Genomic DNA, 20,326 nt, shown 5'->3' on the forward strand with positions numbered 1-20,326 from the left:
GCGTCTCAGCGCAGGAGCACGACCGAGTCCGTCGGGATGACGACGCTCGAGCCGCTACCGTCGCGGCCTTCACGCACGTCGACCGTGTGCCAGGCCGCGACGACCTCGCCCGCTTCGGTGACGGGCTCGTCGCTGAGGTTGACGACCACACGAAGGTCGCCTCGGTGGACAACGACGACGCTGCTCGAACCCTTCCCGCGGCGCTCCACCCGCGTCGTGCCGAGATCGTCGGCGGCGAGCGCCTGCTCGTCACGGCGCAGGCGGATGAGGGTGCGGTACCAGTCGAGCAGGAGCGCAGACTCCCCCTCGGTGTCGTCGAGTTCGCTCCAGTCGAGGGTCGAGTTGGTGAACGTCGACTCCTCCTGCGGGTCGGGCACCTCGTCGCCCCATCCGTGCGCGGCGAACTCCTCGGCGCGACCGCGCGACGTCGCCGCGGCGATCTCGGGGTCGTCGTGGTCGGTGAAGAACTGCCACGGCGTGCGAGCGCCGTACTCCTCCCCCATGAACAGCATGGGGGTGTAGGGCGAAGACAGCAGAAGCGCTGCACCACAAGCCAACCGACCGACGGAGAGCAGGTGCGACAAACGATCGCCGGAGGCGCGGTTACCGACCTGATCGTGCGTCTGCAGCGATGCGACGTAGCGCCAGCCGGGCGTCTGCGCGGGGTCCACGGGGCGCCCGTGACGGCGCCCGCGGAAGCTGGAGTACGTGCCGTCGTGGAAGAACGGCGTCGTGAAGACCTTTGCGAGCGCCTCCGGATCGGCGAAGTCCTCGTAGTAGCCCTGGGTCTCGCCCGTGAGCAGCACGTGCAGGGCGTGGTGGATGTCGTCGGCCCACTGGCCCGTGAGGCCCAGGCCGGAGGAGCCACCGTCGGCCACGGCGATTTCGCCGGTCACCGGCTCGCGCCGGCGCGGCGTCACAGTGGCGGGGTCGTTGCGGTCGGACTCGGCCACGACGACGACGCGGCGTCCGAGGCGCTCGGCTGCGGCTTCGAGGTTGGCGATGATCTCCTCGAGGATGTGCACGGCCGACTCGTCGACGAGCGCGTGCACGGCGTCGAGGCGGAAGGCGTCGACGTGGAAGCGCTCGAACCACATGAGCGCGTTCTCGATGATGAAGCGACGCACCTCGTCGCTGTTCGGGCCGTCGAGGTTGATGGCCGTGCCCCACGGGGACTGGCGGGCCTCGTTGTAGATCGGCATGAAGACCGGCAGGTAGTTGCCGTTCGGCCCGAGGTGGTTGTAGACGACGTCGAGGCACACGGCGAGGCCCTTGGCGTGGCACGCGTCGACGAACGCCTGGAACGCCTGCGGGCCGCCGTAGGCGCTGCTCGTGGCGTACCAGTTGACGCCGTCGTAACCCCAGTTCCAGCGGCCCGGAACGGCATTCACCGGCAGGATCTCGACGTGCGTCACGCCGAGGTCGACGAGGTGGTCGAGGCGAGCAGCCGCCGCCTCGAACGTGCCCTCCTCGGTGAACGTGCCGATGTGCAGTTCGTAGAAGACAGCGCCCTCGAGACCGTTGCCGCCGGCGCGCGTGTGGTGGCCCTGCCACTCGGCGTCGCTCCACTCGTACTCACCGAGGTCGACGACCTGGCTCGGGCCGTGCACGCCCTCGGGCTGCAGCAGGCTGCGCGGATCGGGACGCAGGTCGCCGCCGTCCACGCTGAACGCGTACTCGCTGCCGACGGCGAGCGGCTCGCGCGAGTGCCACCAGCCGTCGTCACCGGAGCGCATGAGGGAACGTACGCCGTCGGCCACGAGGTGGACGCTGCGCTCGGCGTTGGGCGCCCAGACCGAGATGGTCTGCGCCGACCCGGTGAAGTCGGGCGATGCGTAGGTGGTCATCGTCATCACTTCTCCTGCACGAGCACGTGCACGTGCCCGAACTCGTGGGGTTCGAGGTCGCCCAGACGCAGCGCTTGGCCGTCCGTGACGACGACGCGCTGACCGCTGAAGGCGTGACGCCACGTGCCCGCCGAGAGGGGCACGTCCGCGTCGGCGAGCGTGTTGTCGCGCAAGGCGCGCGAGGCCGCGCGCACCCCGACCACCGCAACGGCGAACGGGGCGCCGTGCTCGGCATGTTCGAAGGCGTGGTCCGTCGCGTCCGCCTTGGCTCCCTTGTCGCGGTTCACCAGACGCTGGACGCTGCGTCCGGCGTCGGACACGCGTCGACCCGCGTCCGCGAGGTGACGGCGCGCGACCGAGCCGGCCGGCAACGCACGCTCGAAGGCAACGACGAACTCGTTGTGGGATTCGAGCGGCCTGTAGGTCGAGCCGGGGTTCGCAGGGTCGTGCACATCGGCCGCGAGGCACTGCGCCACGAGGCGCGGACGCGAACCCGGCACGTCGAGGCGGCGCTCGAGCTCGGCGTAGTCGACGCTGCGACGGTTGTCGGGGTCGACGAGGCTGAGCGTCGGGCGTTCGCTGCCCTGATAGGTGTCGGGCACGCCCGGCAGGAACAGTTCGAGCACCTTCTGCGAGTCACCGGTGAGGCGGATGGCCTCGGCGTTGTCGCGACGCGCGGCGAGGATGCGCTCGCGCAGATCGGCGGCGAGGGTCGACTTCGCATCCGCTGACGCCGCAGCTTCGCCCTGCTTGTCGTTCGCCGGCGCGTCGAGCACGAGGCGGGCGAGGCCGAGCACCTGCTCCTCGTACGTCTCGTCACCGTCGATCCAGGCGGTGAACACCTTGGCCTCGCGCAGCGCCTTCGTCAGGTAGTCGTCGAGGCGCTGGGCGTCGATGCCGAGGTCGTGCGAGCCGTCGTCGTCGACACCGAAGGCCGTGGAGAACCCGGCGATCGTCTGCCACACGAGGTGAACCGCCCCCCTGTCGACGCCCGCGGCGTCGGCGAGCGCGAAGGCGGCCTCGGAGCACTCGCGCCACGCGTCGGTGTCGCCGGCGAGGGCGAGCAGTGCGGCTCGGACGTCCTCGCTGCGCTTCGTGTCGTGCGTCGAGAGCGTCGTCATCGTGCGCGGCCACTGCTTGGCGTTGTGCTGCGCCCACGCGTGGAGGCGGTGCGGGCCCGCGTCGGTGAGCACCGCAGGGTCGCCACCCACCTCGTTGAGCGCGGTGAGCGTGTGCCAGCGGTAGAAGAGCGTGTCCTCGATCGACTTCGCCATGACCGGGCCCCACGTCTGCTGGAGACGGACGGCGAAGTCGGCCGACGAGCTCTCGGTGTCGACGAACTCGTCGGCTCCGGCCGTCGGGCGCACGAGCGCGATGGGTTTGAGGGCGTCGATCTCCGTCACGAGATCGGGACGGCTCTCGCGCGCTGCCGCGAGGGCGTCGTCGAGGTGGGCCTTCGCCCGTGCGTCCATACGCTCACCCGGCACGAGGTAGGCGCGGTACACCGGCGCGGCGACGAGCAGTTCGACGATGGCGGCGCGCAGACGAGCGCGCTCGAGGTCGGGGCGCACCTCGCTCGCGCGGCGGGTGAGCCGCTCGACCTCCGCCACCAGGCCGTTCTCGACGACGAAGCGCTTCGCGTCGGCCGCGGCCTCGTGGACGTCGTGGGCGTCGCCCTCGGCGAGGGCTCGCTGCCACACCTCGTCGAGAACGGGCGCCGCCGCGTCGTCCACGAGCGCTGCCGTGATCGCCGCCATCGCGTCGTAACCGGTCGTGCCCGCGCACGCCCAGTCCTTCGGCAGGTCCTCCCCCGGCTCGAGGATCTTCTCGACCCAGATCGGGGTGTCCTTGCGGCACTCCTTCGCGAGGCGCGCGAGGTAACCGCGCGGGTCGGCGAGGCCGTCGGGGTGGTCGATGCGGAAACCGTCGATGTGGCCGGCGTGGTGGAGCTCGAGCAGCAACGCGTGGGTGGCGTCGAAGACCTCGGCCACCTCGACACGCACGGCGATGAGCTCGTTCACCTCGAAGAAGCGGCGGTAGTTGAGCACCGTGTCGCGCTCGCGCCAGAAGGCCAGGCGGTAGTGCTGGGCGTCGAGGAGGGAGCGCAGTTCGTCGCCCGTCGGTTTTTCTGAGACGCCGTCGAGGGTGCCGGCCGCGACGGGGAAGTCGTGCTCGTAGTACCGGATGACCGGCTCGTCGCCGCTGCGGTCGAGCGTGATGGCGCCGTCGGCGATCTCCTGCTCGAGCGAGTTGCCGAGGATCGGGACGCCGAGCTTGCCGTCACCGGCCGCCCAGTCGACATCGAACCAGTGCGCCGTCGGGGCGTCCTGGCCGCCCTTGAGCAGCGCCCACAGCGGGCGGTTGCCCGACTCGGGCGCGACGAAGGCCATGTGGTTGGGCACGACGTCGACGATGACGCCCAGGCCCATCTCGTGTGCGGCGTCGGCGAAGGCGACGAAGGCCTCCCGCCCACCGATCTCGGGGTTGACGCGCGTGTGGTCGAGGACGTCATAGCCGTGCACCGAGCCGGGCACCGCCGCGAGGATCGGCGAGCAGTAGGCGTGCGAGATGCCCAGCTTTTTGAGGTAGGGCAGCTGGGCCCGAGCGTCGTCGAGGGTGAAGTCGGCGTGCAGTTGGAACCGGTAGGTGGACGTCACAGGCACACTCATGCCCTTAGCCCACCACCAAACGGGGCGAAAATCGAGTTCGCCCACCCTCCGGCGTCAGCTGATCGTGACCTTGGTGCGCCGCACCCCGTGCGTCAGGGCGTAGCCCACGAGCAACACGACGAGCCAGAGGCCTCCGACGAGGGCGGCGTCACGCATGTCGGGCACCTTGAACGCAGTGGCCATGACGGCCAGGATCCCGGCGATGCCGACCCCCGCGACAGCCGCGCCGCCAGGCAGGTGGACGCTGCCGTGCACGTCGCCCGTCCGACGGAACACGATGTAGCTCGCGAGGGCGAGCAGCCACGTGATGAGCACGGAGAACGTGGCGATGGAGACGAGCTTCGTGAACGCGTCGGCCACACCCGTCTCGGCGAGCCACACGGCGAGGAGCAGCCCCAGCGCCGAGACGAGCGTCGCCACGATGGGTGCGCCCTTGATGTTTGTGCGAGCGAGGAAGGCCGGCGCGAGGCGGTCGACCGCGAGCGAGTGGACGAGGCGGCCCGCGCCGTAGAGCTGCGCGTTGCCGGTCGACAGAGCTGCGACGAGGATGACGAAGTTCATCACGCCCGCGGCCGCCGGGATGCCGACGGCGTCGAAAGCGCGCACGAACGGGCTGGCCTCGAGACCCTTGGCCGAGGCGGCCGCCGTCCAGGCGTTGAGCGTGACGATGAGCAGCACGGCGACGACGTAGAACAGGCCGAGGCGCGCGACGAGGGCACGCATCGCGGTGCGGACGCTGCGGCGCGGGTTCTCGGCCTCGGCGGCGGCGATCGGGATGACCTCGACGCCGACGAAGGCGAACATCACGATGGCCATCGACAGCCAGATCGACTCGAGCCCGTTGGGCAGGAAGCCGCCGTGCTCGGTGAGGTTGCCCCAGCCCGTGGCCGCGCGCCCCGGGGCGCCGAAGAGGACGAGCACGAGACCGATGAGGATGAAGGCGATGAGCGCCGTCACCTTGAGCGTGGAGAACGCCGCTTCGGCGCGGCCGAAGGAGCCGACCGACAGGAGGTTGATGACGACGATCGTCAGCCCGACGAGCGCGACGAAGACGACGAGCGGCACGCCGGGCCACCAGTACGTGAGGTAGGCGCCCGCGGCGACCACCTCACCGCCGAGGGCGATGACGCTGGCCGCCCAGTAGCACCAGCGCGAGACGAAGCCGGCCCATTCGCCGAGGTAGCGACCGGCAGCCGCGCCGAAGCTGCCCGGTTCGGGCCGCGCCGTCGCCATTTCGGCCATGGCGAGGCCGATGACGGCGATGAGCAGGGCGCCGAGGGCGTAACTGACGACGGCCGCAGGACCCGCGACACCGATGGCCGCGCCGGATCCGAAGAACAACCCCGTGCCCAGCGCCGACCCGAGGCCGATCATGAGCATCGTGCGGTGGCTCAACGTGCGGGCCAAGCCGCCGGGCTGCGTCATCGAATCTCCTCGTCGCGTCTGGGCGCGAGCGGGCCTATGGCAGCCGCTCGTCGCCAAAGTTCGAGGATACGCCCGGGTTTCGAGGCAGCTGGTCACGTGACCGGGTGTGCCGCGTCACCCCCGGTGAGAGCCGGCGCGGGTCGAAACCTCAGCCGTCGAGGCGGTTGAGGCCCAGCACGACGACGAGGGGCACGCCGGCCTCGTTCGAGGCCTCCAGATCGACCTCCGCGTCGATGCCCCAGTCGTTGTCGCCGTCGGGGTCGACGATGACCTGGCGCACCTCCCACTTGTCGGGGTGCTCGGTGATGCGCAGCATCTTGGGCCCGCGGGCGTCGGCGTCGAGAACGATCTCGTCGTGCTCGTCGTAGTAGGCGCCGAGGTCGGCGTCCCACGCGTCGGCGTCCATGACGATGTCCGTGGCGGGATCGGTGCTCGCCGCGACCGCCTTGTCGAGGGCGGCAAGTCCGTCGACGTCGTCCTTGGCGGCGAGCTCGACGCGCCGGAACATCGCCTTGCGGATGGCCACCTTCATGGCGCGCGGGTTCGCCGTGAGCGGGCGCGGCTTGAGCGTCTTCTCCGCCGTGACGGGCCCGTCGCTCGGGTGCGTGAGCGCCTCCCACTCGTCGAGCAGGCTCGAGTCGGTCTGGCGGATGACTTCGCCGAGCCACTCGATGAGGTCGGCCAGTTCCTCGCTTTTCTTCGACTCCGGCACGGTCTGACGCAGCGTGCGGTAGGCGTCGGTGAGGTAGCGCAGCACGACGCCCTCGCTGCGCGCGAGGTCGTAGTAGCGGATGAGATCGCCGAAGCTCCAAGCGTTCTCGTACATCTCACGCACGACGGACTTGGGCGACAGCTCGTACATCGAGACCATCGGCTGCGTCTGCGCGTACGTCTCGAACGCGGCTTCGAGGAAGTCGGCCAGCGGCTTCGGCCACGTGACGTTCTCGAGGCGCTCCATGCGCTCCTCGTACTCGATGCCTTCGGCCTTCATCTCGGCCACGGCAGCGCCGCGCGCCTTGAACTGCTGCTGCATGAGCACCGGGCGCGGGTCGTCGAGGATCGACTCGATGACACTCACGACGTCGACGGCGTAGTCCTGCGCGAGCGTCGTGCGCGCCGGAGCGTCGGACGGCTCGGCGTCACCGCGAGCAGGCGCTGCCTCGTCGGGGTCGAGCATGTCGAGCACCGCGAGCGCGAACGGCGCGAGGGGCTGGTTGAGCGCGAAGTTGTCCTGCAGGTCCACCGTGAGATCGACCTGGCGTCCGTCGGCCTGCGGCTCGTCGAGGCGACGCACGACGCCCGCAGCAAGCATCTCCCGGTAGAGGCCGATGGCCTGCTTGGCCAGGCGGGTCTGCTTCTTCGCGTCCTCGTGGTTGTCGCGCACGAGGTCGCGCACGGCAACGAACGGGTCACCTTCGCGCGCAATGAGATTGAGCAGGATCGAGTGCGTGACGCGCATGCGCGACACGAGCGGCTCGGGCTCGCTGGCGACGATCTTGTCGAACGTCTCCTCGCTCCAGTTGACGAAGCCCTCGGGCGGCTTCTTGCGCTGCACCTTCTTGAGCTTCTTCGGGTCGTCGCCGGCCTTCGCGAGGTTGCGCGTGTTCTCGATGACGTGCTCGGGTGCCTGGACGACGACCGAGCCGCTCGTGTCGAAGCCCGCGCGCCCGGCGCGTCCTGCGATCTGGTGGAACTCGCGCGACTTGAGCACACGCTGACGGGTGCCGTCGAACTTCGTCAGGCCCGAAAGGACGACGGTGCGGATGGGCACGTTGATGCCGACACCGAGCGTGTCGGTGCCGCAGATCACCTTGAGGAGGCCCGCCTGCGCGAGCGTCTCGACGAGACGGCGGTACTTGGGCAGCATGCCGGCGTGATGCACGCCGATGCCGTGGCGCACGAGACGGCTGAGGGTCTTGCCGAACCCCGAGGAGAAACGGAAGTCGCCGATCATCTCGGCGATCTTGTCGCGATCCTCGCGGCTCGCGACCTTGAGCGACATGAGCGCCTGCGCGTTCTCCAGAGCCTGGGCCTGCGTGAAGAACACAACGTAGACGGGCGCCTGACGCGTTTCGAGCAGTTCCTCGATGGTCTCGTTGAGCGGCGTCGTCGACCAGGAGTAGCTGAGCGGAACGGGACGTTCGGCGCCCGCGACGGTGACCGACTCGCGGCCCGTGCGACGCGTCATGTCCGTCTCGAACCGCGTGACGTCGCCGAGCGTTGCCGACATGAGAAGGAACTGCGCCTGCGGCAACTCGAGCAGCGGCACCTGCCACGCCCAGCCGCGGTCGCCCTCGGAGTAGAAGTGGAACTCGTCCATGACGACGAGCCCGACGTCGGCGGTCTTGCCCTCGCGCAGCGCGATGTTGGCGAGGATCTCGGCGGTGCAGCAGATGATCGGAGCGTCCGGGTTCACGGACGCATCACCGGTGAGCATGCCGACGTGCTCGGCGCCGAAGATCTCACACAGCGCGAAGAACTTCTCACTCACGAGCGCCTTGATGGGCGCGGTGTAGAAGCTGACGCGGTCGTCGGCGAGCGCCGCGAAGTGCGCAGCCGTGGCGACCATCGACTTACCTGAGCCTGTGGGGGTGGCGAGGATGACGTTCTTGCCGTCGAGCACCTCGATGATGGCCTCTTCCTGGTGGGGGTAGAGGCTCAGGCCGCGATCGCCCACCCAAGCGCCGAACGCCTCGTAGACGCGGTCGGCGTCCGGTGTCTTGGGTAGACGCTGGGTGAGGGTCTTGACCTTCGGGTTCGCTTCGCGGGCGGCCGCGTCGGCCTGGGCCGCGAAGTCTCCGGCGAAATCCTCGTGGCCGGGTGTGACCGCTTCGCCGGCGGTGCCGGAGGCGTCGGAAGAATCGTTCACCGGATCACCAGATGTGACGCTGGCCGGGCAACAGGCGCAGCTCGCCGAAGTCGAAGGTGCGCTTGCGGGCCTTGCCCTTCGAGAGCACGGGCGCGAGCACCATGAGCTGGATCTGCTCGGCGTGCTCGAGGTCGACGCGCACCGCGTCACCGAACTGCGGCACGACGACCTGCAGGACGATGGCCGTGGCGCGCTGCGCCACCGTGCGGTTCTCGTTCTCCGCGCGGACCTTGAGCAGGCGGCGCAGTTCGGCGAGCACCGCCTCTGGCTCTGGCTGCTCGCCGAGCGCAGCCGGGTCGGCGAAGACGATGTCGACGTTGGGCGCCTTCACACCGCTGCTCACGGCGGTGGGCTCGCCGTCGGCGTCGACCGTGGGTTCGCCGTCGACCGACATGGCGAAGGGGTAGAACTCGCCGTTCTTCTCGAGGTGTTCCATCGCCGCGCCGAGGGCTGCGGAGAGCAGCTCGTCGAGGTCGGCCTGAGCCTGCGGAGAGGCCTCGTCACGCCATGTCGTCGTCATGTTTCCAGCCAATCACAAGGCACCGACAAGGCCGAATCCGCGCGGATCTCGCGTTCGGCGCGACCTCAGCGGGTCGTGGTGGAATAGCGCCCATGCTCTTCCTCGACGCAGACCGCATCTTCTCCGTCATGTCGCCGGCCGACGCCGTGAACGCACTCAGTTCGGCGCTCGTCGCGGGCTTCGACCCGGCCGACGACCTCTCGCGCGTCGTCAACCCGATCGACAAGGGGCAGCTGCTCCTCATGCCGTCGGAGGTGGGCACCGGCATCGGCATCAAGGTGATGACGCTCGGGCGCGACAACCCCGAACGCGGCCTGCCCGTCATCCAGGGCAGCTACCTCATGTTCGATGGCGACACCCTCGCGCCGACCGCCGTCCTCGACGGCGCCGCCCTCACGACGCTGCGCACCCCGGCCGTCTCCGTTGCCGGCATCCGCCCGGCGCTCGAGCGCTTCGAGGGCCCGCTGCGTCTCGTCGTGTTCGGCACCGGCCCGCAGGGCACGTCGCACGTCGACACCCTCGCCGATGTCGTCTCCGAGCCGTTCGCCGACGTCACCTTCGTCAGCCGCGCCCCCGAGAACGTGGGCGACGACGTCATCTCACGTGGCTCGGTCGTCGCCGCCGGCAGCCCCGAGTTGGACGCCGTTCTCACCCGAGCCGACGTCGTCGTGTGCGCCACTCCTGCCGAGGAACCGCTCTTCTCCGCCGACGCCGTGCGCAGCGACGTCGTCGTGATCGCCATGGGATCGCACTCCCCCGACGCTCGCGAGGTGCCGGGCGCTCTCATGGCCCGCGCGCAGGTCGTCGTCGAGGACGTGGAGACCGCCCTGCGCGAGGCAGGCGACGTCGTGCTCGCCATCGCCGACGGCGATCTCTCGCGCGACGACCTGCTCCTCATGAAGGACGTCGTGCGCGGCGACGCGGAACTCGACCCGAGCCGTCCGCTCGTCTTCAAGACGGTCGGGATGCCGTGGCAGGATCTCGCGGTCGCCCAGGTCGTTCTGGAGCGCGCCACGCGCTGAGCCCGCTTTCTGACGTGCAGTGAAACGTCAGGTCGATCCGCCACCATGGGGAGCGAGCGGGCCCGTCCCGCGCACCGAGCCGAGGAGGAAACGTGCCGGCGACTCGCGCATCACGGACCCGCTGGGTGACGGTCGTCGCCGTCACGCTTCTCGTGCTCTCGCTGCCGTTCATCGCAGCGAAGGCGTACGTCGCGCTCAAGCCGGAGCCGCGTCCTCCGTCGTCCTTCGACAACCCGATCGGCCCGCTCGACGCCCGCATGGTGCCGAACGGCTGGGCGCCCTACATCGAGGCGGCGTCTCGTGAATCCGGCGTTCCCGCACCGGTTCTCGCGGCTCAGTTGGAAGCGGAGTCCAAGTGGGACCCGCAGGCTCGCTCGTCCGTCGGCGCGCAGGGTCTGGCGCAGTTCATGCCCGACACGTGGGAGACCTACGGCCGTGGCGGTAACGTCTACGACCCGAAGGACGCCATCGCCGCGCAGGGGCGGTTCATGAAACATCTGCTAGAGCAGTCGCGAAACTCCGGTTACGACCGCCACCCGTACGAGCTCGCGCTCGCCGGCTACAACGCCGGCTTCGGAGCCGTGCAGAAATTCAAGGACATCCCTCCGTACCCGGAGACGGAGGACTACGTCGTCAGAATCCGGGATCGCACCGCGCACTACGCGCAACGGCTGGCAACGCCGTCGGGTGGGTCGTCCGCCGGAACGTCCTCCGGGAGCGCTCAGGCGTTGCCCGTTCGGCGCGAGGGTTCCTGAGGACCGACGGATGTCGCTGCGCTCACCTCGCCAGGGCGAGCCAGAGCAGGGCGCGCACGTCAGGATCTGCGAGGTCGAGCCCCATCGCCTCCTGAGGCCGCCGCACCCGCGAGGACACCGTGTGCCGGTGGACCTTCAGCTCCCGCGCCGTCGCATCGAACGACCCACCGTGACGCAGGAAGGCCGTCACCGTGACGCGTAGAGACTCCGATCCGTCGTCGCTGAGCCGCTGGAGCACCGGCCCCGCCCACGCGTCGACGGCGCGCTCTATCGCGGGTTGGGCCAGAACGACGTCAAGGGCTGCCTCGCCGTCGACAACAGACACTCCGCGGCGCCGCGCGGCTCGCGCGGCAGAACGCGCGCGCTCGAGCGCCCCCGCGGCGTCACCGCCCAACCCCGCATGCCCGAGGTGACTCTCGGGCACTGTGATCGGCTTCGGAGCGACGGCAACGAGTTCGTCGCCGTCAATGCGGAAGATGGCGTTGGCCTCGGCCGACGCCCGTTCGGCCTGTGCTCGCCACACGTCGGGCCGCGCCGTCGCGGTGGGGTAGGCGACGAGGGTGACAGCCGTGTCCGGAGGCAGGCCGAAGTGGGTCAACTCCCCGGGGGAGTCGCGGCCCTCCTCGAGCTGGTGGAGCAACGCCCTGCCCAGGTCGTCACGGAGCTGCGTCAGCCGTTGCGGCGTTTCCATGAGCAGCGACAGGCACGAGACGACGTGTTGGAGCGCGAACCGCTCCGAGGGCCCGAGCGGCGGCGTCGACGCCGTGGCCAACCATCCGTGCTCGTGGGCCTGACCGATGAGGGGGTGCACCTCCACGTCGTCGGCGCTGAGCACACGACGACCACGCGCGAGGCGCCCGCAGCCTGCAGGTGGAAAAGTTCGTCGACAACTGGCCCCTCGCCGACGGCCGCGCCGTCCGCGGTGAGCACCACGACGGGGCGCTCGAGGAACGTTCGGGCCGCACTGACCACCGCCTCGGCGCCGTCACGCAGTGCGACGCGTGTCAGACGACGCTGGAACTCCACCGTGTGACGCAGCGCGCGCCGTTCCGCTTCGGCCAGGTGATCCGCGCCGACGCGCACGATGCTGACGAAGGGGGTGGGCTCGGGCACCACGAGCAGCGGAAGTCCGAACTCGACACAGGCTAGGGCCACCGCGTCCGGCACGGTGTCGTGCCCGACACCCACGCCGAAGCCGAGCGCACCGACGTCGTGAGCTACAAGTCGCTGGACGTACGCGCGGCACTCGTCGTGCTCCGCAGGAAGCCGTTGCCCCGTGGTGAGGACGAGTTCACCGCCGCTGAGGTACGGCGTGGGGTCCAGGAGCTCGATGCCGTGCACCCACGTCAACGGTGTCGGCATCGCCGTTCATCAGCCGCAGACGCAGCTCGTCCCGCCCGAGCAGGGCGCGCAGCGTGAGTTTCATCGGGCTCCTCCCCTCGGGCGCCATCGCGAGTATCCATTGTGTCGAACAAGAACGTCCGGACACGCCAACTCGTCCAGTTACATGCGCAGCCGGCCCTGCATACCGTGGCACGTAAGGCCGTTGCGGCTCACTCAGGCAACGAAGGACGTCAGCATGACTCAGTTCGACCTTCCCGGATCGCCGGGCGGGGCGCGTCACACCGCCCGTCTCGAAGCAGGAGCATCCGCCGCGAGCGACACGAGCTTCGACCCGCGCACCGGGGCTTCCAACGGCGCGATCGCACACACGTCGGCCGCGCAGGTGGAGCAGGTCGTCGCCGCTGCCGGGGCTGTCGCGGAGCGCTTCGCGCAGACCTCGCCCGCCGAGCGGCGCGAGATGTTGCGAGCCGTGGCCGACGCCGTCGACGCCTCCGCAGCCGAGCTCGTGTGGCTCGCCGACCGCGAGACCGGGCTCGGCGAGACCCGCCTCAAGAGCGAGGTCGCGCGCCTCGCGTCCCAGCTGCGCTTCTACGCCGACGTGTGCGCCGAAGGTTCGTGGCTGCGCGCCACCCTCGACGAGGCCGGCGACGCCTCGTCCAGCCTCGCCCGCGTTCAAGTGCCCCTCGGGCCCGTCGCGGTCTTCGGCGCGAGCAACTTCCCGTTCGCCTTCGGCGTCCTGGGCAACGACACCGCATCGGCCCTCGCAGCAGGTTGCCCTGTCGTCGCGAAGGCGCACCCCGCCCACCCCATGCTCAGTGTGCGACTCGGTGAGATCGCCACGTCCGCCCTTGCGTCAGCCGGCGCGGCCGCAGGCGTGTTCGACGTCGTCGTCGGCTTCGAGGCCGGCAAGCAGCTCGTGCTCGATCCCCACGTTCGTGCCGTCGGGTTCACCGGTTCGCAGAACGGCGGCCTCGCCCTGTGGCGACTGGCCAACGAGCGTCGCGAGGTCATTCCCGTCTTCGCCGAGATGGGCACCGTCAACCCCGTCGTCGTGACGACGGATGCCGCAACCGACCCCCAGCGCGTGGCCACCGGCTTCGTCTCGTCGATGACGCTCGGGGCCGGCCAGTTCTGCACCAAGCCTGGCCTCCTCCTCGCACCGGAGGGCGCCGGCCTGGCGGACGCGCTCGGCGCTGCGGTGTCCGCCACGCAGGTTCACCCCATGCTCACGGCAGCGATGGCCGCTGGGGTCTCGCGTGGTGTCGAGGCCTACGAGGCCGCCGGCGGCCAGGTCATCGGGACGGGCTGCGGCGCGAGCGCCGGGTGGTCCGCCGCGCCCACCGTCGTGCACGTTCCCGCCGAGCTGTTCACCCGCGAGAGCGTCTTCGCCGAGGAGTGCTTCGGCCCCGTTGGCCTCGTCGTCGAGTACACCGACCGCGCCCACCTCGAAAGCCTGCTCGCGCAGCTGCAGGGCAGCCTCGTCGCCACCGTGGCGAGCAGCGGCCCGCACGACCCGGAGACGGCGGACCTCGTAGCGCTCCTCGCCCGATCCGTGGGCCGCGTGACGGTCGACGACTGGCCCACCGGCGTCGCGTGGACGTGGGCACAGCAGCACGGCGGACCTTGGCCCGCGACGAGCGCCCCGGCGTCGACGTCCGTGGGCGCCGCTGCTCTCGACCGCTTCACGCGGCCGGTCACCTTCCAGAACCTGCCCGACAGCGCGCTTCCTCCGGCCCTGCGCCACGACAACCCCTGGGGCCTGCCGCGACGGATCAACGGACGGATGAACTGATGAACGAACACTTCCCCGCCACCCCGAGCTCGAGCGGAACGCCGCTCGACGGCATCAAGGTCGCCGACTTCAGCCGCGTTCTCGCCGGCCCCTTGACGACCATGACGCTGGCCGACCTCGGCGCCCAGGTGCTCAAGATCGAACGCCCCGGTGTCGGCGACGACACCCGCCACTGGGGTCCGCCGTGGACGACGCACGGCTCCTCCTACTTCGAGAGCGTCAATCGCACCAAGCGCTCCATCGGCCTGGATCTCAAGGACCCCGAGGACCTCGCCGTCGCTCGCGAGATCGCCGCGGAGGCGGACGTCGTCGTCGAGAACCTCAAGTCCGGCACGATGGCGCGCCTCGGCCTCGGCTACGAGGATCTTGCCGAAGCCAACCCGGGGCTCGTCTACTGCTCCATCACCGGCTTCGGCTCGGGCGAAGGCGCCTCGATGGCCGGGTACGACTTCCTCGTCCAGGCCGTCGGCGGCCTCATGAGCATCACGGGCGACGCCGAGGGCGAGCCCATGAAGGTCGGCGTCGCCCTCGTCGACGTGCTCACCGGCAAGGACGCCGTCATCGGCATCCTCGCGGCGCTCACCGAGCGCAGCCGCAGCGGTCGCGGCCAGCACCTTGAGGTGACGCTGCTCACGAGCCTGCTCGGCTCGCTCGTCAACCAGTCGTCGTCCTACCTCGCGACGGGCCGCAGCCCGGCGCGCATGGGCAACGCGCACCCCTCCATCGCGCCGTACGAACTCCTGCAAACCGGCGACGGCCCGCTCGCTGTCGCCTGCGGCAACGACGGTCAGTTCGCCCGGCTCACCGAGGTGCTCGGCGTGCCGCAGCTGGCAACCGACGAGCGGTTCGCGACGAATCCCGAGCGCGTTGCCCACCGTGACGACCTCGTCCGCGAGTTGGAGGCCGCGCTGGCCACCGCGTCGGCCGACGAGTGGTCTGCCCGCCTCGGCGAGGTCTGGGTTCCGGCCGGCGTCGTCGGCGACATCGCGTCGGCGATCGACCTGGCCGAGCGCCTCGGCCTCGAGCCGACGCTCGACCTCGGCCCGGAACACCCGCGCCAGGTTCGACACCCGATCACCTACTCGCGCAGCAGGACCCAACCTGCGACGCCACCACCCGACCTGCCCCAGCGCACGAACGACGACCACGACGAAAAGGAAGCCTGATGTCCACTGCCACGAAGATGCCCCCGCTCAACCCGCGCGATCTGGCAGGCATCGACGACCTGCTGAGCGACGAGTAGAAGGCGATCCGCGCGACGGTTCGCACCGTCTGCGAAACGACGGTCGACCCGTATGTCGCGGAATGGTTCGAAGCGGGTGAGCTCACGGACGTGCGCGAACTGGCACGCGAGTTCGGCCGCAACGGCTTCCTCGGCATGAGCGCCACCGCCTACGGCCTGGCCTGCCTCGAGCTTGAGGCGTCGGACTCCGGCATCCGTTCGCTCGTCTCCGTCCAGGGCTCCCTCGCGATGTTCGCGATCTACCGCTGGGGCAGCGAGGAGCAGAAGCAGCAGTGGCTGCCGAACATGGCCGCCGGTGAGGCCATCGGCTGCTTCGGCTGACCGAGCCCGACCACGGCTCCGACCCCGCGTCGATGCGCACGCGCGCCCGTCGTGACGGCGACGACTGGGTGCTCGACGGCCGCAAGATGTGGATCACGAACGGCTCTGTCGCCGACGTCGCCGTCGTGTGGGCGCAGACCGAGGAAGGCATCCGCGGCTTCGTCGTGCCGACCGACACCCCCGGCTTCTCCGCGAACACGATCAAGCACAAGATGTCGCTGCGCGCGTCCGTGACGAGCGAGCTCGTCCTCGAGGGTGTGCGTCTGCCCGCGGACGCGGTCTTCCCCGAGGTCATCGGCCTCACGGGCCCCCTCTCCTGCCTCAACGAGGCCCGCTACGGCATCGTCTGGGGCGCCATGGGCGCGGCTCGTTCGTCGCTCGAAGCGGCGATCGACTACTCGAAGGAACGCGAGCAGTTCGGCAAGCCGATCGGCGGCTTCCAGCTGACGCAGGCCAAGCTGGCCGACATGGAGCTCGAGTACGTCAAGGGTGTGCTGCTCGCCCTGCACCTGGGGCGCCGCAAGGACGCGGGCACCGTGCGTCCGGAGCAGATCAGCCTCGGCAAGCTCAACAACGTGCGCGAGGCCATGGAGATCTGCCGCACCGCGCGCACCATCCTCGGCGCGAACGGCATCTCCCTGGAGTACCCGGTCATCCGGCACGCGAACAACCTCGAGTCGGTCCTCACCTACGAGGGCACCGTCGAGATGCACACGCTCGTCGTCGGCCAGGCACTCACCGGTCTGCCCGCGTTCCGCTGACGCACGCCGCCCCGGCCGATCTGCACCTGCCCCGCCGTCGTTTCATCCACCGGCGGCGGGGCAACCCGGTAGAAATGGGTGAGCGCGAGAGCCGATCGAGGCCGCCTCACCCACCAGACTGAGACTGATCACATCCCCCACCGAGGAGAATCATGAGCGCCTCGCAGTACGCCGTCACCGACCCGCATGACGGCAACGTCGTCGAGACCTACCCCACCGCCGACGCGTCCGACGTCTCGCGCGCCCTGGACGCCGTGTCGTCCGCGTACAAGAGCTGGTCGCGCACCACGAGCGTCGCCGACCGCGCTGCGCTCATGAAGCGCGCCTCCGAGCTGTTCTCCGAGCGCACCGACGAGCTCGCCGCCATCATCGAGCGCGAGATGGGCAAGCCGACGGCCGAGTGCGTCGAGGAGGTCGAGTTCTCGGCCGCCATTCTCGGCTACTACGCGGACAACGGCACCGAGTTCCTCAAGGACGAGCCGATCGACCTTCTCGACGGCGAGGGCAGCGCCCTCATCCGCCGCTTCCCCATCGGCCCGCTGCTGGGCATCATGCCGTGGAACTTCCCCTACTACCAGGTGGCCCGTTTCGCGGGCCCGAACCTCGTGGCGGGCAACACGATCATCCTCAAGCACGCTACGCAGTGCCCCGAGTCGGCAGCCGCGATCGCGGAGATCTTCTCCGAGGCCGGGTTCCCCGAGGGCGCCTACGTCAACCTCAACGCCACGAACGAGCAGTGCGCCGACATCATCGCCGACCCGCGCATCCAGGGCGTCTCGCTCACCGGTTCCGAGCGCGCCGGCTCCGCCGTCGCCGAGATCGCCGGACGCAACCTCAAGAAGGTCGTGCTCGAGCTCGGCGGCTCCGACCCGTTCATCCTCCTCAGCACCGACGACATGGACGCCACGGTCCAGGCCGCCGTCGAGGCACGCGCCTACAACACCGGCCAGGCATGCAACGCCGGTAAGCGCTTCATCGTCGCCGACGGCCTCTACGACGAGTTCGTCACCGCCTTCACCGAGAAGATGAAGGAGACCTCGGGCGCCTCCCCGCTGTCGTCCGTCGCCGCGCGCGACAACCTCGCCGCCCAGGTCGACGAGGCCGTCAGTGGCGGCGCCACCTTCGTCGGTTCCGAGAACGACGACGTCGACGCGAACGGCGCCTACTACCCCGCAGGTGTCCTCACGGGCGTCACGAAGGACAACCCGGCCTACTACCAGGAGCTGTTCGGCCCGGTCGCCATGGTCTTCAAGGTCGGCTCCGAGGAGGAGGCCGTCGAACTCGCGAACGACACCCCGTTCGGCCTCGGCTCGTACGTCTTCACCACGGACTCCGAGCAGGCCGAGCGCATCGCCAATCAGCTCGAGGTCGGCATGGTCTTCGTCAACGGCGTCGGTGCCGACGGCGTAGAACTGCCCTTCGGCGGCGTGAAGCGCTCCGGCTTCGGCCGTGAACTCGGCCGCTACGCCATCGAGGAGTTCCTCAACAAGAAGCTCATCCGCGTCATCGAGTGATGTGCATTGCGTGAGATCCCCCGGCTCCGATTCGGCCGGGGGATCTTTCGTTGGTGCGTCGTGGCTTCACCTTCTCGGAATATACCCCCATGGGGTATAAGTTGACGCGAGTGAGGAATGCAGCTCCGCCCGGCGCAGGGGTGCGGGGCGGTGTAGCTCGTGAGGAGGAGTGAATGGAACCCGAGACATCTGGCCACAACGATCACGCAGGACACGGCGACCACTCAGGGCACGGAGGCCACGCGGGCCACGGCGACCACGTCACGATGTTCCGGCGCCTGTTCGCGATCATGAGCGTCGTCGCGATCCCCGTCATCGCGTTCGACCCGATGTTCGCCCACCTCGTGGGTTACTCGCTGCCCGATTCGGGCTGGACGCGCGCGATCGCGCCGGCACTCGGCACCGTGATGTACGTCTGGGGCGGCAAGCCGTTCCTGTCCGGCGCCGTGAGCGAGGTGCGTTCGCGCAAGCCCGGCATGATGCTGCTCATCGCTCTCGCGATCACTGTCGCGTTCGTCTCGTCCTGGGGTGCCAGCCTCGGCGTTCTCGACGACGAGCTGTCGTTCTGGTGGGAACTCGCGCTCCTCGTCGTCATCATGCTGCTCGGCCACTGGGTGGAGATGCGCTCGCTGGCACAGACGTCCTCGGCACTCGAATCCCTCGCCGCGCTCCTGCCGGACGAGGCCGAGAAGGTCGACGGCGACCGCGTCGTCACGGTCTCCCCCGACGACCTCGTCGTCGGTGACGTCGTCATCGTCCGCCCCGGCGCTTCGGTGCCTGCGGACGGGCGCATCGTCGACGGCAGCGCGTCGATGGACGAGTCGATGGTCACCGGCGAGTCCCGCGCGGTGCGGCGCGCGAAGGGCGACACCGTCGTCGCGGGCACCGTGGCCACCGATTCCGGTCTGCGCGTGGAGATCACGGCAACGGGCGACGACACGGCCCTCGCCGGCATCAGCAAGCTCGTGAGCGAGGCGCAGAACTCCTCGTCGCGCGCTCAGCTGCTCGCGGACAAGGCCGCCGCGTGGCTGTTCTGGTACGCCCTCGGCGCGGCCGTTCTCACGGCGATCGTGTGGTTCGTCGCCGACCGTCCCAACGAGGCCGTCATCCGCACCATCACGGTGCTCGTCATCGCGTGCCCGCACGCTCTGGGCCTCGCCATCCCGCTCGTCATCTCGATCGCGACGGAGCGCGCGGCGCGCGCCGGCGTGCTCGTCACCGATCGCCGGGCGCTCGAGTCGATGCGCACCGTCGACACCGTGCTGTTCGACAAGACCGGCACGCTGACGAAGGGTGAACCGACCGTCACGGGCGTGGAAGCGGTCGAGGGCCGCAGCGAGGACGACGTCCTGCGGCTGGCCGCTGCGGCCGAGGCGGACAGCGAGCACCCCCTCGCGCGGGCCATCGTCGCAGCGGCCGACGACCGCGGGCTCGACGTTCCGCGCGGCGGCGACTTCACCTCGTCACCGGCCGTCGGAGTGCGCGCGGACATCGACGGCGCCGTCGTCGAGGTGGGTGGGCCGCACCTCCTCGAACAGAAGGGCGCCCGCGAGCTGCCCGTCGCCGACGAGTGGCGTACCGAGGGCGCGATCATCCTCCACGTCCTCGCAGACGGCGAGATCATCGGCGCACTGAAGTTGGCCGACGCCGTGCGTCCGGAATCCCGCGACGCGATCGATGCCCTTCACGCTCGAGGCGCGCAGGTCGTCATGATCACCGGTGACGCCGAGGCCGTCGCGCACCACGTGGCGGACGAGCTCGGTATTGACCGTGTCTTTGCCGGCGTACGCCCCGAGGACAAGGCTGCGAAGGTCAGCGAACTCCAGGGCGAGGGGCGGAAGGTGGCCATGGTCGGCGACGGCGTCAACGACGCACCGGCTCTCGCGCAGGCCGACGTGGGCATCGCGATCGGCGCGGGAACGGACGTGGCGATCGGGTCGGCGGGCGTCGTGCTCGCGAGTTCCGACCCGCGTTCGGTGCTCTCGGTCATCGAGTTGTCGCGCGCGACGTACCGCAAGATGAAGCAGAACCTGTGGTGGGCCGCCGGCTACAACCTCGTGTCGGTGCCATTGGCTGCGGGCGTGCTCGCACCCGTCGGGTTCGTGCTGCCGATGAGCGTCGGTGCCGTCCTCATGTCTGCCTCGACGGTCGTCGTGGCGCTCAACGCACAGCTGCTTCGCCGACTCGACCTGCGACCGCAAACGTGGGCAGAGCGCTCCCCCGCGGACGACTGATCGTGCCTGC

General features: G+C 69.9%; 13 protein-coding genes and 2 pseudogenes. 8 read left to right on the plus strand and 7 right to left on the minus strand.

Going from position 1 to position 20,326, the window contains the following annotated elements; all coding sequences use genetic code 11:
• Positions 1–5 precede the first annotated feature (5 nt).
• From treZ to AA983_RS11190, 5 genes are all read right to left on the minus strand, one after another.
• Positions 6–1,853: a malto-oligosyltrehalose trehalohydrolase gene (gene treZ, locus AA983_RS11170; RefSeq protein ID WP_231579592.1), complete on the minus strand. Its 1,848-nt coding sequence runs from the start codon at positions 1,851–1,853 to the stop codon at positions 6–8.
• Positions 1,853–4,516, minus strand: a complete 2,664-nt coding sequence (gene treY / locus AA983_RS11175; RefSeq protein WP_231579593.1) for a malto-oligosyltrehalose synthase — start codon at positions 4,514–4,516, stop codon at positions 1,853–1,855. The genes treZ and treY overlap by 1 nt, the downstream gene beginning before the upstream one ends.
• Before the next feature lie 54 nt (positions 4,517–4,570).
• Positions 4,571–5,941 carry an amino acid permease gene (locus AA983_RS11180; RefSeq protein WP_047312354.1) on the minus strand — a complete coding sequence of 457 codons (1,371 nt, stop codon included), beginning with the start codon at positions 5,939–5,941 and terminating at the stop codon, positions 4,571–4,573.
• Between the two features lie 148 nt (positions 5,942–6,089).
• The gene (locus AA983_RS11185; protein ID WP_047312355.1) at positions 6,090–8,810 is read right to left on the minus strand and encodes an RNA helicase; all 2,721 of its coding nucleotides are present in this window, start codon (positions 8,808–8,810) and stop codon (positions 6,090–6,092) included.
• A gap of 4 nt (positions 8,811–8,814) precedes the next feature.
• Positions 8,815–9,330 (minus strand): hypothetical protein, encoded by a 516-nt coding sequence (locus tag AA983_RS11190; RefSeq protein WP_047312356.1) that lies wholly within the window; start codon positions 9,328–9,330, stop codon positions 8,815–8,817.
• 92 nt (positions 9,331–9,422) lie between these two features.
• Between AA983_RS11190 and AA983_RS11195 the strand changes: the two genes are divergently transcribed.
• Both AA983_RS11195 and AA983_RS11200 read left to right on the plus strand, forming a co-directional pair.
• Positions 9,423–10,352 (plus strand): ornithine cyclodeaminase family protein, encoded by a 930-nt coding sequence (locus AA983_RS11195; protein WP_047312357.1) that lies wholly within the window; start codon positions 9,423–9,425, stop codon positions 10,350–10,352.
• Between the two features lie 92 nt (positions 10,353–10,444).
• Positions 10,445–11,107: a lytic transglycosylase domain-containing protein gene (locus AA983_RS11200; RefSeq protein ID WP_156170368.1), complete on the plus strand. Its 663-nt coding sequence runs from the start codon at positions 10,445–10,447 to the stop codon at positions 11,105–11,107.
• Between the two features lie 22 nt (positions 11,108–11,129).
• Here AA983_RS11200 and AA983_RS11205 read toward each other — a convergent pair whose 3' ends face one another.
• Positions 11,130–11,924, minus strand: a complete 795-nt coding sequence (locus AA983_RS11205; protein WP_231579594.1) for a helix-turn-helix domain-containing protein — start codon at positions 11,922–11,924, stop codon at positions 11,130–11,132.
• Positions 11,925–11,977: 53 nt separating this feature from the next.
• On the opposite strand from AA983_RS11205, the gene AA983_RS15835 reads away from it, so the two are divergent.
• Positions 11,978–12,256, plus strand: a complete 279-nt coding sequence (locus AA983_RS15835) for a hypothetical protein (RefSeq protein ID WP_047312359.1) — start codon at positions 11,978–11,980, stop codon at positions 12,254–12,256.
• Here the strand turns inward: AA983_RS15835 and AA983_RS16020 are convergent.
• Positions 12,245–12,469: pseudogene (locus AA983_RS16020) on the minus strand (PucR family transcriptional regulator ligand-binding domain-containing protein); the annotation flags it as partial. The gene AA983_RS15835 and the pseudogene AA983_RS16020 sit on opposite strands and share 12 nt — an antisense overlap.
• A 217-nt stretch (positions 12,470–12,686) precedes the next feature.
• Here AA983_RS16020 and AA983_RS11215 point away from each other — a divergent pair.
• The 5 genes and pseudogenes from AA983_RS11215 to AA983_RS11235 all read left to right on the plus strand — a co-directional run bounded on the left by AA983_RS11215 (position 12,687) and on the right by AA983_RS11235 (position 20,316).
• Positions 12,687–14,243 carry an aldehyde dehydrogenase family protein gene (locus AA983_RS11215; protein WP_082128873.1) on the plus strand — a complete coding sequence of 519 codons (1,557 nt, stop codon included), beginning with the start codon at positions 12,687–12,689 and terminating at the stop codon, positions 14,241–14,243.
• Positions 14,243–15,409, plus strand: a complete 1,167-nt coding sequence (locus AA983_RS11220) for a CaiB/BaiF CoA-transferase family protein (protein WP_047312360.1) — start codon at positions 14,243–14,245, stop codon at positions 15,407–15,409. Before AA983_RS11215 ends, AA983_RS11220 begins: the two co-directional genes overlap by 1 nt.
• Positions 15,409–16,568, plus strand: a pseudogene (locus AA983_RS11225) (acyl-CoA dehydrogenase family protein). The gene AA983_RS11220 and the pseudogene AA983_RS11225 overlap by 1 nt, the downstream one beginning before the upstream one ends.
• A gap of 152 nt (positions 16,569–16,720) precedes the next feature.
• Positions 16,721–18,082: an NAD-dependent succinate-semialdehyde dehydrogenase gene (locus AA983_RS11230; RefSeq protein ID WP_047312361.1), complete on the plus strand. Its 1,362-nt coding sequence runs from the start codon at positions 16,721–16,723 to the stop codon at positions 18,080–18,082.
• Positions 18,083–18,255: 173 nt separating this feature from the next.
• Positions 18,256–20,316, plus strand: a complete 2,061-nt coding sequence (locus AA983_RS11235) for a heavy metal translocating P-type ATPase (RefSeq protein ID WP_082128874.1) — start codon at positions 18,256–18,258, stop codon at positions 20,314–20,316.
• Positions 20,317–20,326 lie beyond the last annotated feature (10 nt).

The organism is Dermacoccus sp. PE3, assembly GCF_001021715.1.
Taxonomy (GTDB): domain Bacteria; phylum Actinomycetota; class Actinomycetes; order Actinomycetales; family Dermatophilaceae; genus Dermacoccus; species Dermacoccus abyssi.

Bases quoted from the DNA above. Each gene is read 5' to 3' on its own strand.
- treZ (WP_231579592.1), bottom strand. From the start codon at position 1,853: ATGACGATGACCACCTACGCATCGCCCGACTTCACCGGGTCGGCGCAG.
- treY (WP_231579593.1), bottom strand. From the start codon at position 4,516: ATGAGTGTGCCTGTGACGTCCACCTACCGGTTCCAACTGCACGCCGAC.
- AA983_RS11180 (WP_047312354.1), bottom strand. From the start codon at position 5,941: ATGACGCAGCCCGGCGGCTTGGCCCGCACGTTGAGCCACCGCACGATG.
- AA983_RS11190 (WP_047312356.1), bottom strand. From the start codon at position 9,330: ATGACGACGACATGGCGTGACGAGGCCTCTCCGCAGGCTCAGGCCGAC.
- AA983_RS11195 (WP_047312357.1), top strand. From the start codon at position 9,423: ATGCTCTTCCTCGACGCAGACCGCATCTTCTCCGTCATGTCGCCGGCC.
- AA983_RS11215 (WP_082128873.1), top strand. From the start codon at position 12,687: ATGACTCAGTTCGACCTTCCCGGATCGCCGGGCGGGGCGCGTCACACC.
- AA983_RS11220 (WP_047312360.1), top strand. From the start codon at position 14,243: ATGAACGAACACTTCCCCGCCACCCCGAGCTCGAGCGGAACGCCGCTC.
- AA983_RS11230 (WP_047312361.1), top strand. From the start codon at position 16,721: ATGAGCGCCTCGCAGTACGCCGTCACCGACCCGCATGACGGCAACGTC.
- AA983_RS11235 (WP_082128874.1), top strand. From the start codon at position 18,256: ATGGAACCCGAGACATCTGGCCACAACGATCACGCAGGACACGGCGAC.